Source organism: Kamptonema formosum PCC 10802 (assembly GCF_000332335.1).
GTDB lineage: Bacteria > Cyanobacteriota > Cyanobacteriia > Cyanobacteriales > Oscillatoriaceae > Oscillatoria.
The window spans coordinates 3,232,681-3,246,230 of the sequence record NZ_KB235948.1; the positions used below are offsets into that span (position 1 = coordinate 3,232,681).

The window sequence follows — 13,550 nt, forward strand, 5'->3', positions numbered from 1 at the left end:
AGCGTGGGGCGTGGGGTCAATTCTCACTTACCCCCTCACCCCTACCCCCTAACCCCCTACCGAGCCCCTGATCCCTAACCCCTGATACCGGCTTCCTTGGCGGTACAATCTATAAGATCGTGGCGCTAGTGTGGCGCTCGGTTTCCCCCTTGACGTTTGCAGCCGGTTGTGAATCAGTCTTTTCCGACTTCCGTCCACTGCATCAATCCCGACTGTCAGCGTCCCGCCTCTCAGATTGCGGGCAATAAGTTCTGCCAGAGTTGCGGGACACCCCTGCTATTGAACAATCGCTACATTCCCCTGCAAAAACTGGGCAGTGGCGGGTTTGCTGTCACCTACACAGTCTGCGACCTCAAGTCCCAAACTGAGCGGGTGCTAAAATTGCTGGTAGAAACCTCCCCCCAAGCGCTGCGACTGTTTGAGCAAGAAGCCGCCGTTTTGGCCAGCCTGCGCCATCCGGGCGTGCCGGGGGTGGAGTCGGGCAGCTATTTTCAGGTGCAGCTTCCCGCACCGCACCGGCGCACTCTGCCCTGTCTGGTGATGGAAAAAATCAATGGCCAGACTCTGGAAGACATTCTCGACCGCTATCCCAAAGGGTGTCCGGAATCCCTAGTCCTCGACTGGCTGTGTCAGGCAGCGGACATTCTCCAAGTGCTGCACCGGCGCAAGATTGTCCACCGCGACCTCAAACCGGCGAACTTCATGCTGCGCACCCCCCCTCACCCCGGAGGGGAAAGTAAATTAGTGGTCATTGACTTTGGCGGAGTCAAACAAATCGCCACCGCCCTCCAGCACTCTCAGCGGAGCTCCACGCGGGTGGTCTCTCCAGGATACAGCCCCCCAGAGCAGATTGCCGGCGCTCTTGTCGGACCGGCTGCCGATTTCTACGCCCTGGGGCGCACCTGCATTCACTTGCTCACCGGGCGCTACCCCGCCGATCTCGACGATCCCGTGACTGGACAGTGCCGGTGGCACCATCACGCCCGCGTCAGCCCAGTCTTGGCTATTCTTATAGATGAAATGGTGCACCCGTCACCCGAAAAACGACCGGCAAGCGCCGCTGAGATTTCTGGACGCCTGCGCCAGCGGTCGCGGGCCAGCCGGCAGCGCCGCCCAGTCACTGTCCGGGTAAAGGCCACCGGCAGCGCCGCTTCTGGAGTGATGCGGGCCATTTTCAAACCCCTGTGGCAAGCCCTCACCTCCATCGCCATCTTCTTCTATGAAATCGCTGCCGGCACAGTCGCCGCCATCATTGCCACAGTCTGGTGGGCGGTGCGAGCGCTATTCGATACCTTGCTCGGCATGGTGCTGGCGGGATTGGGCGGCAGTGTGGGAGCCGGCATCGGGTTCTGGCTAGCGTACAGGGTGCCTGCCGGCACCCAGCTTGTCAACTTCCTCACCCACCAGCTAACCTTCTTAATTCCCGACACCCACCTCACCGTCGAGCGGGCGGTTCTTGTATTTGCCTTTGCTGGGCTGGGCACAGCCCTGGGACTGACCGAGGCGGGAAGTTTTGGCCAGTTCCGGCAGTTTGGGCCGGCTGGGCTGATGGGAATTTTCGGCTATGTGCTGGGGTGGTTTGCGTTGGGGGCGATCGCACCGGCAGCCGCAGCAGCCGGCAGCCTCACTGAAGCTTGGATGGCATTTACTGCCATTGCGATCGCAGCCCTCACCCTCGGTCTGGGATTGCGCGGACCTGTCCTGCTGCACGCTTCTCTCGCCGCCATCGGAACCGCCACCTTAGTTGCCGGTTTGCTTTCCCCATCCCCCTCCTCCTTTTTCCCCCACCTTCTCCCCACAGCTGCCGGCGGTATCCAGGTGGCAGAGAGTGTCGTCTTTTTTGCTCTCTTGGGCAGCACCTGCGCCTTCTGTCTCGGTGTCACCTACTACCTCCTCGTTCCTTTTTTGCGCTTGTTGGGTTTCCGCTAACCTTCACAAACCGGGTTTCTGATTCAAGGGTTCGGGCCAGCTGCCAAAGTTGTCGCAGAAACCCGGTTTCTTCTAGGAGCCTGAGAAACCGGGTTTCTGATTCAAGGGTTCGGGCCAGGTGCCAAAGTTGTCGCAGAAACCCGGTTTCTTGAATTGACATTTCATAACTCATTAGGTTAAAATAGCATATATCGTCACTGTTTTTGCGAGAACTAGCAGCTATGAAATCAGGAGATACAGTTGCGGCGAAATGGGGTGAGGGCGGTTATTACTTAGCCCGGATTGTAGGGGGCAGCGGAGAGGAATACGGTGTTATTTATGCAGATGGGGAAACCGGCACCCTCAGCCCAAAAGAGATCCTTCCCATTGCCCCAGCCGGCAGCACCAAGATTGGCGATCCCGTGATCGCCGCTAGCCAAGGAGCTAAAATGTATCCGGGGGTTATCATTGAAAAACTTGACGGCGGGGAAGCGTACACCGTGCAGTGGGATAGCGGCGACGAACCGGCAGTCGTGCCGGCAGACAAAATTGCCAAATTCCCTATTCCTCTGCTGAAACCCGGAGATACAGTCGCCGCCAAGTGGAGTGAGGGCGGTTATTACTTTGCCCGAATCGTAAGCGTCAAGGGCGACAGTTATGATATTATTTACGGAGATGGGAACACCGCCACCCTCAGCGCCACCGATATCATTCCCATTTCCCCACCAGCCGGCACTATCAAAGCCGGCGATTTCATTCTAGGCGTCTGGGAAGGGGACCGCATGTACACCGGCACGGTCACGGAAACGATTGAGGGCGGAAAGGCTTATATCGTGCAGTGGGATAAGGGCACCACTCCGTCGGTTGTGCCGGCAAGCCAAATTGCCAAGCTTCCGTAAAATTTCCCTAAACTTTGATAAAGAGTGGCTGTTTCCGGGGCAATCTGCAATCGCACCAGAGCCACCGGCACCTCGGTCAGTTGAGCGGTTTGCATACTGTTGGCAATCCGCAATCGCACCCGAGATGCTGGCACTGTGTTGGGGGCGGGTTTATTGGCAGGGTGAGCTGTGTGAGAAATATTTCGGGTGAGCCCGCCCCTACAGCCATCAGCAATTTTATCCGAGTCCTTGACAAAAAAGCGAAATTGTGGTAATGGGAGGCTACCGGCTGGCGGGGCAGTTTGCCGGCGGCTGCCAAGGGGGGTGGGGGGTGCCGGTGCTTGGGTTGGCGGTGAGGGTGACGGTGCCTGCCGGGCTGATGACCCACCCTTGGGCTTCTGCGAGGGGCGGTGGGGAGCCGGGATTGGGGGATTTGGGGATTTCTCGGGTGAGTGTGGGGGGTGCCGGCGCTTCTGGTTGGGGGGACGCCCACTCAATGGCAGGGGCAGTGCCGGAGAGGGGATCGCTGGGTGCCGGGAGGATGCCGCCAGAGCCGGTGACGGTGAAGCTGTTACTCTGGTGCGTTTGGCAGCTAGAGTCAATCAGTCGGGAGACATCAACCAGATTTGACTGCAATTCGACTAAACCGGCTGCGGGGTTGATATCTGGGGTGTTGAGGGTGACTGTGCCGCTGAAAGACGAGCCAAGCTGGGAAGAAGCGGTGATGTCAGAATCTGGAGAGGGGCGATCGCGAAACTTGGTGCCGAAAATGCCGGTGGCGCTGACGGTGACTCGCCCGCCAAAACTCTGTTCGGCGTTGGCGGAGATGTCGCTATTTTCCAAAGCTACTAGGGTGTCTGCGGTGATAGTAATATTGCCGCCGGTGGCTGTGCCCTGAGCGCTGGTGGTGATATTGCTGCCCCTGCGAAGTTGAATGTCAGAAGCGTGCAAAGTGATGTTGCCGCCATCGCCGGCTGAGGTTTCTGCAGTCAGCAGCGCTTCGGTGTCGAGGCGGATGGTGCTCGCCCTGACGGTTAAGTTGCGGGCTGTCCCAGTGCCGCGACTGCGGACACTGACTCTCGCCCCATCGCGAACTGTCAACCGCGCTGTTTCCAGGGTCAAACTGCCGCCGTTTCCGGTGGAATTCAGCCCGCCGGCAGCGTACAGGCCGCTGCTGAGATCGCCGGCAGTGGCGGTGCCGGCGAGTTCTGCGGACTCGGTGGCGATAACTGTCAGAGATCCCCCATCTCCGGCACCGAAGGTGGCAGTGCCGGCAGCTGCGCCATTGCGGAGACTTAAGCGTGCGGTTTCAATGGTTAAATTGCCCGCACGTCCGGTTGAGCCCTGTTCCGCTTGAGCGGCAAAACCGCTGGGAGTCTCTCCGTCAGGGGAAGTGCCGGCAGCCTCTACCGATTCTGCTGCGCGGACACTCACAGATCCCCCATCCCCCGCGCCGAAGGTGGAAGCGCTGATTCCTGCGCCATCGCGGACGGTTAAGCGCGCTGTTTCAACGGTCAGGTTGCCCGCTCTGCCGGTTGAGAATGTTACCGCACTCAAGCGTGCCGGGAGCCGGCTGCCGGCATTTGTGCCGGTGAGTTCTACTGATTCGCTGGCTTTAAGTGTTACAGAACCCCCATCCCCCGCACCGGTGGTGGAAGCGCTAATCCCTGCGCCATCTTGGAGGGTCAAGCGTCGGGTTTCCACGGTTAAATTGCCCGCGCTGCCGGTGGAGTAAGTATTAGCCGTTAGGGTGCTGCTGACCTGAGTGTCGGGTGAGGCTCCCCTCAAGTCTACCGATTCGGACGCCCGCACGCTGAGGGTCCCTCCGGGTTCTGCTCCTTGGGTGAGGGCGAAAATTGCGGAACCGTCGCTGAGCAACAGCTGCCGCGCGGCGACCTGAATATTGCCACCCCCACGGCCACTGGCATCAGCAGAAGCAGCTTGCGAGAGTTGAATATCTTGGAAGTTTTGCACTCCTGAATACTCCAGCGCCCAACCGGCACTGTTTGGAATGAGACTGACATAACTTCCCGCGCCCGCACTTCCCAGTTCGATGCGCCCTCCTTCTGCTGTGATATTTCCCCCGACTAGGGAGATATTGCCTCCCAGTAGGGATAAAGTTTTGCCGGCACTCACTTGCAGTCCCGCCGATCTGTTATCCCGAATTATAGCATAAGTCTCGGGGTCAAGACTCATATTGTTACCGGCACCCCGCACGACAATCTCTCCCGGATTCTGCCCCAACTGCAAACCTACCGGCACATTGACTGTCAGTAGCGGTGGCGCGGTTGGGTTTGTGGCGCTGAATTGGTTGCCGTCCGCAAATTTAATGCTGCTGGCGGTACTCGCTAAAAATGAGCCGCCAATATTGAGTGATGCGTTGGGACCAAAAATAATTCCGCTGGGGTTGAGCAGGAATAAGTTGGCGGAGCCATTGGCTTTTATTCTGCCGTCTATGTTAGATATTGACCCCCCTGTGACTCGCGTGATAATATTTTGAATATCGGGGGAATTGTTGAAGTGGGCGGTGCTGCCAGCCGGCAGAGAAAATTCCCTAAAGCTGTGGAAGAGATTCGCACCGGCATTCGTGCCGCCGGTGATTGTGACAGTATTTCCTTGTGGCGTGACGGTAGAGTTCACCGGCATTGTTGCGTCGGGAACAATTTGTGCCGAAATCGGGCGGCTTGTCTCCAGGCACGCGATTGCCAGACTGCCGAATATCCAGATGGGAATACCCTGTTTCATTGCTGTTTTTGGATTGTGCTGGCGAGAGTGGGGGCTGCTGGCTCGTTCTCTAGCTTAAACGCCTTGCTTTGCTGCTTGCCAATTTTCCAATTCTAGCCGATCTCTGTGAGTGGGGGCGGGGAAAGGGTTCCATGCAGCAGCTGTTCCAGCGGGCTCACCCGCCCCAAAGGTTTATATACTGTTGGCAATCTGCAATTTAAACAATGGGTTGACAAAAAAGCAAAAGTGTGGTAAGGAAGGCTACTGGCTCTGGGGGCAAGCTGAGGGCGGCTGCCAGGGGGCGGGAGTGCCGGCTCTTGGGTTGGCGGTGAGGGTGACGGTGCCTTGGGGGCTGATTGTCCAGCCTCGGGCTTCTACGAGGGGGGGTGAGGAGCCGGGATTAGGGGATTTGGGGATGGTTGGCGGTGGGGGAAGTGGGCGGGGAAGGGGAGTGGAACCCAAATCGATGAGTGGGGTGCCGCCGGCGAGGGGTTCGCTGGGGCTGGGGGGGATGCCGCCCCTGCCGGTGACGGTGAAGCTGCTGTTGCGGTAGGCGGCGCAGGTGGTGTCGATCAAGCGGGCGCTCTCCAGGAATTCTGACTGCAATTGCACAAGCCCAAAGGCGGGGTTAACGTCTGGGGTGCTGATTCGCACGACGCCGCTGAAGGAAGCGCCGAGCTCGGAACTGGCGGTGATGTCGGAGGTGAGTGGGGATTCGAGGGGGCGGTATTCGGTGCCGAAGATGCCTTTGGCGCTGATGGTGACTTGCCCTCCGGAGCCTTTTTGGGCGTTGGCGGTGATGTCGCTATTTTCTAGGGCGGTTATGGTGTCGGCGGTGATGGCAATATTGCCGCCGGTGGCGGTGCCGGTGGCGCTGGTGGTGATGGCGCTACCACCGCGCAGCTGGATGTCGCCGGTGGTGAGGGTGATGTTGCCGCGATCGCCGGCGGCGGTTTGGGCGCTGAGTGTTCCCCGGTTGAGCAGCCGCACTGAGGGGGCGGCAATTTCCAGGTTGCCGGCTTTCCCACCGGCAAAACTGTCTACGGCGACGCGAGCTCCATTCCCCACAACAAGCCTGGGTGTGGCAATGTTGATGTCGCCGGCATCTCCGCTGCCTGCGGAGTTTGTGCGGATTAAGCTGGGAAATCGGGCGTCAGCTGACGTTCCTGTTACTGTTACTGAATCGCCTGCTGTGACCTGTATAGTTCCGCCCCTTCCGGAGCCAAAGGTGCTGGCTGAGACTCTCGCTCCCTCGCGGAGATTTAGCCTGCCGGTGTTAATCATTATATCTCCCGCATTTGCCGGACTGATCGTGGTAGTGGTTAAACTTGTGTTCAGGGAGATGCCCAGGATATAAAAGATGTCGCCTCCGGTCAGTTCTACTGAGTCGGTGGCGTTTACAGTCAGGGTGCCGCTGGCTCCCGCACCGGCGGTGCTGGTGAGCGCTACGGCGGAATTCTGCATTCTCAAATTCCGGGTGTTAACCGTCAGGTTGCCTGCCACTCCTGTGCTTCCAGGTCTGTTGCCGGTGAGCAAGCCGGCGCTATCTAATTCTACTGAATCTTTGGCGTTTACTGTTAAAGCTCCCCCCAGACCGGCACCTGTGGTGGATGTGACGGCGAATGCTCCATTTCCGGCGGTGAATCGGGAGGTGTTAATTGTGATGTCCCCGGCATCGCCGGAACCGAAGCTCATGGCATACAAGCCGTTGCGCAAGTCAGACAGACCTGTGGTGAAATCAGCGAGCTGGGTAAACCCTTCGACAAATCTTCCCGTGCCGGCGATCTCTACAGAATCTGTGGCGTTTACTGTCAAGTTGCCGGCATGTGCTGCGCCTGTGGTGCTGGTGGAGATTAGCCCGCCGCGCAGGATTAACCGGCCTGTTTCAATGGTAATATTGCCACCGGCACCGGTTGCTGCTGACTGGACTGTGGTGGAGATGGTGCTGGGAGTTTTGCCGTCTGGGGAGGTGCCGGTGATTTCCACTGAATCCCTGGCTTTTATGGTGAGGGTGCCTGCAGCGCCGGCACCGGCACTGCCGGCGGAGATCAGCCCCCCATCCCGCAGGCTCAACCGCCCCGTTTCCACGGTCAAATTGCCGGCATTTCCTGCGGAACCCTGAACCGCTTGAGTTTGCAGGGTGCTCCCCGAAATTCCCCCAGCCGCACCGCTCAATTCTACTGATTCAGACGCCCGCACTGTCAGGAAACCCCCACTGCCCTCCCCCCATGCTGAAGCAGATATAAACGCGCCGTCTTGCATGATTAACCTGCCTGTTTCTATGGTAATGCTGCTGGCGTTGCCGGTGGAACCCTCGTTGGCTTCGCTCAGCAAGAAATTGGGCAAGCCTTGGGGGCTAATCCCTCTCATTTCTACGGACTCTTTTGCCCTGACTGTCACTGAACCACTACTGCCTGCGCCAAAGGTTGCTGATGAGATCACTGCTCCATTTTCCATAATTAACCGGCCCGTGTCTATGGTGAGGGTTCCGCCATTGCCGGTGGCTCCTTTCGTGACTTCCGTCAGTAAGGAGCTGGGATAGCCAAAGGCATTTATACCGCTCAGCCGCACGGAGTCTGTGGCGTGCAGTGTCAGGGACTCGCCAGATTTTGAGCCGGCTGTTGTTGCCATCATAACACTGCCGTCGTTCAGGGAGATTTGACTGCCGGTTACTTGGATCTTCCCGCCGCTGTCGCCGCTGGTGTCCAGGGAAGCTGCTGCTGCCAGCTGGATGTTTTGGAAGTTCTGCGCGCTAGAATATCCTAAACTCCAGCCATTTTTTGCTGGAGTTAGGGTGACGGTGCTTCCCGCCCCCACACTTCCCAGTTCAATTCGCCCGCCTTGTGCGGTCAAGTTCCCACCGGCAAGTGTGAGGTCCCCCCCAACAAGGGCGATGGTTTTGCCGGCGACCTGAAGTCCGGGGGGGCGGTCGTCTTTGAGGGTGGCAAAGGTTTCCGGATCGGATTTGAGATTGTTGCCGGTGCCGGCTATTTCTATTTTACCCGGTTCCTGCCCGAATTGCAAGCCAACCGGCACGCTAACTGTTAGCAAAGGCGGCGCTTTTGGGTTTGTGGCGCTAAATTCACTGCCGTCCGCAAATTTAAGGCTGCTGGCGGTGCTGGCAAGAAATGAGCCGCCAATATTCAGGGAGGCGTTGGGGCCAAAAACGATGCCGGTGGGGTTAATCAGGAATAAGTTGGCGGTGCCATTTGCCTTAATTGCGCCGTCTATGTTGGAGATTGAGCTTCCTGTAACTCGCGTGATGATGTTCTGAATATCGGTGCTATTATTGAAGTGAGCTGTGCTGCCTGCAGGGAGAGAAAATTCCCGGAAGCTGTGAAAGAGATTCGCACCGGCACTGGTGCCGCCGGTGATGTTGAGCGTATTTCCTTGTGGGGTGACGATAGAGTTTACCGGCAGGGTGGCGTCGGGAGCGATTTGCCCCCAACTCGGGCTGCTAGTCATTAGGGACGCTGTTGCCAGACTGCCGAAAATCCAGAAGTGGCGAATACCTTGTTTCATTGATGTTTGTTGGATTGGGCTGTCTTGGGGGATTGAGGGTGCCGGCTTTTTTGTTCACCTCACCCGCCTTCTTACTTTTAGCTTGCTGCCGGCTAATTTTGCAATTCTATCTGTGCCCAAAGGGCATGATCGCGCAGCGCGGCTTATATACTGTTGGCAATCTGCAATCTGCTGCCTTTGGGTTGACAAAAAAGCGAGAGTGTGGTAAGGGAGACTAGCGGATGGCGGGGCAGTTTGCCGGCACCTGCCAAGTCCCGTGGGGGGTAGCGGTGGGGGGGTTGGTGGTGATGCCCCAACTGCAAACCCACCGGCACGTTAACTGTCAGCAAGGGTGGCGCTGCTGGATTTGTGGCGCTGAATTCCGTCCCGTCCGCAAATTTAAGGCTGCTGGCTGTTGTGCCCATAAACGAGCCGCCAATATTGAGGGAAGCGTTGGGGCCAAAAATTATTCTGCTGGGGTTGAGCAGGAATAAGTTGGCAGTGCTATTGGCTTTAATTCTGCCATCTAGGTTGGAGATTCCACCCCCTGTCACCCGGGTGATGAGGTTCTGAATATCTATGTTATTATTGAAGTGGGCTGCCGTGCCGGTGGGGAGAGAGAATTCCCTGAAGCTGTCAAAGAGATTGGCACCGGCACTGGTGCCGCCGGCAATGTTGAGCGTATTTCCTTGTGGCGTCACGACAGAATTCACCGGCAGTGTGGCGTCGGACACAATTTGCGCCGAAATCGGGCGGCTCATCCACAGGCACCCGATTGCCAGACTGCCGAATATGCAGATGTGAATCCCCTGTTTCATTGCTGTTTTTGCTAGGGTTTATTTTCCGGGGTGGGGCAAATGGGAACTTTCGCACATTAAACGCCTGACTGCACTTCGCCAAGTGCCTGTGGCCATTCTACCCGATGTGGGGCTCAACTGCAATTTAGATACTGTTGGCAATCTGCAATGGGCAAGGGGCCTCCGGCAGTTTGTATCCTGTTGGCAATCTGCAATATTTTTGGAGCTTGACAAAAAACAGAAAATGTGGTAATGGAGGCTACCGGCTTTGCGGGCAGGGGGTGAGGGGCTGGAAAGTTCCGTGGGGGGTGCCATTAGGGGGGTTGGCGGTGAGGGTGACGGTGCCTTGGGGGCTGATAATCCAGCCTCGGGCTTCTACGAGGGGGGATGGGGAGGCGGGATTGGGGGATTTGGGGAGGGTTTGCGGCTCGGAAGGTTGGCTGGGAAGGGGGGGGGAGCCAAAATCGATGAGAACGGTTTCGCCGGCGAGGGGTTCGCTGGGGCTGGGGGGGATGCCGCCCCTGCCGGTGACGGTGAAGCTGCTGTTGCGGAAAGCGGCGCAGCCGGTGTCTATCAGGTTGCTGGCATTGAGGAGTTCTGGGTGCAGCTGGACTAGCCCAACGGCGGGGTTTGCGTCAGGGGCGCTGATTCGCACGACGCCGCTGAAGGAAGCGCCGAGGAGGGAACTGGCGGTGATGTCGGAGGTGAGTGGGGATTCCATTTGGCGGTATTCGGTGCCGAAGATGCCTTTGGCGCTGATGCTGACTTGCCCTCCGGAACCCTGTTGGGCGTTGGCGGTGATGTCGCTATTTTCTAAGGCGGTTATGGTGTCTGCGGTGATGGCGATATTGCCGCCGGTGGCGGTGCCGGTGGCGCTGGTGGTGATGGCGCTGTTCTGGCGCAGCTGGATGTCGCCGGTGGTGAGGGTGATGTTGCCGCGATCGCCGGCGGCGGTTTGGGCGCTGAGTGTTCCAAAGTTGAATAGCCGCACTGAGGGGGCGGCAATTTCCAAGTTGCCGGCTTTCCCACCGGCAAAACTGTCTACGGCGATGCGAGCTCCATTCCCCACAATAAGCCTGGGTGTGGCAATGTTGATGTCGCCGGCATCTCCGCTGCCTGAGGAGTTGGTGCGGATGAAGCTGGGAAATCTGGGGTCGGCGGAGGTTCCTGTTACTGTGACTGAATCGGTTGCTGTCAGATGTACAGTTCCGCTGCGCCCGGAACTGTAGGTGCTGGCTGAGACTCTCGCTCCCTCGCTGACTGCCAGCCTGCCGGTATTAATCTTGATATCTCCCGCATTTGCTGGACTGATTGTGGTAGTGGTTAAGCTTGTGTTGAGGGGGATGCCCAGGATATAAAAGATGTCGCCGCCGATCAATTCTATTGAGTCGGTGGCGTTTACAGTTAGGGTGCCGCTGGCTCCCGCACCGGCGGTGCTGGTGAGCGCTACGGCGGAATTCTGCAGTCTCAAATTCCGCGTGTTAATTGTCAGGTTGCCTGCCACTCCTGTGCTTGCCGGCCTGTTGCCGGTGATCAAGCCGGAGTTATCTAAATGTGCGGACTCTTTGGCATTTACTGTTAAAGCTCCGCCCAGACCGGCTCCTGTGGTGGATGTGACGGCAAACGCTCCATTTTCGACGGTGAATCGGGAGGTGTTAATTGTGATGTTTCCCGCATCTCCGGAACCGAAGCTCATGGCATACAAGCCGTTGCGCAAGTCAGACAGACCGGTGGTGAAATCGGCTAGCTGCGCAAAACCTTCGACAAATCTTCCCGTGCCGGTAAGCTCTACAGAACCGGCAGAATTTACGGTCAAGTTGCCGGCATGTGCTGCGCCTGTGGTGCTGGTGGAGATCAGCCCGCCGCGCAGGATTAACCGGCTCGTTTCAAGGGTGATATCGCCACCGCTACTGGCAGCGGCGGATTCAACAGAAGTGGAGATAGTGCTGGGAGTTTTTCCGTTTCGGGAGGTGCCGGTGAGCTGTATAAAATCCCGGGCTTTTACTGTCAGGGTGCCGGCGGAACCGGTACCGGCACTGCCGGCGGATACCAGCCCCCCATCCTGCAGAATTAGCCGTCCGGTTTCTACCGTCAAATTGCCGGCATTTCCTGTCGATCCGGGACGAGCTTGTGTCTGCAACCGGCTGCCGGTGCCGCTGCCATCGGCACCGCTCAATTCCACGAATTCTGTCGCCCGCACAGTCAGGACTCCACCTTGACCGGCACCGCCCGTAGCGGAGCTAATCAAAGCTCCATCCCTGACGGTTAGCGTGCCGGTTTCAATGGTGAGGTTGCCGGCATTTCCTCGGGAGCCGGCGGGAGTGGATGCTGTCAGGAAGCTGCCCAGTCCACTGGCGTCCACTCCTGAAAGTTCTGCGGATAGGGAGGCGCGCACCGTTACAGATCCGCCGTCACCGGCACCAAAGGTAGAAGAGGAAATCAGGGCTCCCTGCTGGAGGAGCAATCTGCCGGTTTCCACTGTAATGTTGCCGGCTTTTCCTGTGGATCCCGGATAGGCTTCTGTGACGATGAGGGTGTAAAGTCCTGCGGGGCTAGAGCCACCCATTTCTACAGAATCTGCGGTGCGGATGTCAATATTGCCACCGGCTTTCCCCCCGAAGGTCAAACCGAAAATCCCGCTCCCATCTCTGAGGGAAAGTTGGCGAGATCGCACTTGAATGCTGCCGCCGCCTTCCCCGCTGGTACTGGCAGAAGCTGCGCTGGTGAGGCGGGTGTCGGAAAACGTTTGCCCGACGGGATACTGCAGCGCCAGCACCGACGTATCGGTCGCAATACTGACTTCTCCCGCCGCCAAACTGCCCAGTTCTATGCGTCCGTCTGGGGCGGTCAAATTGCCGCCATTGAGGGCAATTTCTCCCCCAACTAGGGCTAGGGTTTTGCCGGCACTGACTTGCAGCCCGGGGGGCCGGTCTCGCAAAATATACAAGTCGGCTACCTCTATCTGAAAGTTATCTAGGTCAATGGTAACATTGTGACCGGCACCCCGCACGACAATTTTTCCCGGATTCTGCCCCAGCTGCAAGCCAACCGGCACGTTAACTGTCAGCAAGGGCGGCGCTGCCGGGTTTGTGGCGCTGAATTCTATCCCGTCCGCAAATTTAATACTGCTGGCGGTACTCGCTAGAAATGAGCCGCCGATATTTAAGGTGGCGTTGGGGCCAAAAACGATGCCGCTGGGATTGAGCAGGAATAAGTTAGCGGTGCCGTTAGCTTTGATTGTGCCGTCTATGTTGGATATTGTCCCTCCTGTCACCCGGCTGATGATGTTTTGAATATTTAGGGAATTGTTGAAATGGGCTGTGGTGCCTGCCGGCAGTGAGAATTCCCGGAAGCTGTGGAAAAGGTTGCCCCCGGCACGGGTGCCGCCGGTGATGTTGAGGGTATGGCCCTGTGGCGTTACCGCAGAGCTCACCGGCAGTGTGGCGTCGGGAGCGATTTGCGCCCAACTCGGGCTGCTAGTAACCAGGGACGCTATTGCCAGACTGCCAAAAATCCATAAGTTGCGAATATCGAGTGTCATTGATGTTTTTTGGATTGGGCTGTCTTGGGGGGTGGGGCTGCCGGCTTTCTTGCCAGCCGGTGCTGCCAGCGGCTCTACTTCCGCACCCAACCCGCCCGCTAACTTTCGGCAGCCGGCAAGTTTTTTTTCTATTTTACTTTATATCTCTTGCTAGCGCAATCCGCTGCAAAAAGGAAGGAGGAAGACACAAGAAACGCTTTT

The 13,550-nt window shown here is 57.9% G+C and carries 5 protein-coding genes and 1 pseudogene; 2 read left to right on the forward strand and 4 right to left on the reverse strand.

Features of this window, described 5'->3' with window-relative positions; genetic code table 11:
- Positions 1–168: 168 nt before the first annotated feature.
- Together OSC10802_RS0113875 and OSC10802_RS0113880 are read left to right on the forward strand one after the other, a co-directional pair.
- Entirely contained in the window at positions 169–1,929 is a 1,761-nt protein-coding gene (locus OSC10802_RS0113875; RefSeq protein ID WP_017717368.1) for a serine/threonine protein kinase, read from the forward strand.
- Between the two features lie 221 nt (positions 1,930–2,150).
- Positions 2,151–2,807 (forward strand): tudor domain-containing protein, encoded by a 657-nt coding sequence (locus OSC10802_RS0113880; protein ID WP_017717369.1) that lies wholly within the window; start codon positions 2,151–2,153, stop codon positions 2,805–2,807.
- Positions 2,808–3,068: 261 nt separating this feature from the next.
- Here the strand turns inward: OSC10802_RS0113880 and OSC10802_RS40100 are convergent, their stop codons facing one another.
- The 4 genes and pseudogenes from OSC10802_RS40100 to OSC10802_RS0113900 form a co-directional block, all read right to left on the reverse strand.
- A complete protein-coding gene (locus OSC10802_RS40100) occupies positions 3,069–5,531 on the reverse strand; it encodes a two-partner secretion domain-containing protein (protein WP_017717370.1) in 2,463 nt (820 codons plus the stop codon).
- Positions 5,532–5,771: 240 nt separating this feature from the next.
- On the reverse strand, positions 5,772–9,032 hold the full coding sequence (locus OSC10802_RS0113890) for a two-partner secretion domain-containing protein (RefSeq protein ID WP_017717371.1): 3,261 nt from the start codon (positions 9,030–9,032) through the stop codon (positions 5,772–5,774).
- A gap of 290 nt (positions 9,033–9,322) precedes the next feature.
- Positions 9,323–9,772 (reverse strand): annotated as a pseudogene (locus OSC10802_RS40105) (filamentous hemagglutinin N-terminal domain-containing protein); the annotation flags it as partial.
- 295 nt (positions 9,773–10,067) lie between these two features.
- Entirely contained in the window at positions 10,068–13,349 is a 3,282-nt protein-coding gene (locus tag OSC10802_RS0113900; protein ID WP_155967722.1) for a two-partner secretion domain-containing protein, read from the reverse strand.
- Positions 13,350–13,550 lie beyond the last annotated feature (201 nt).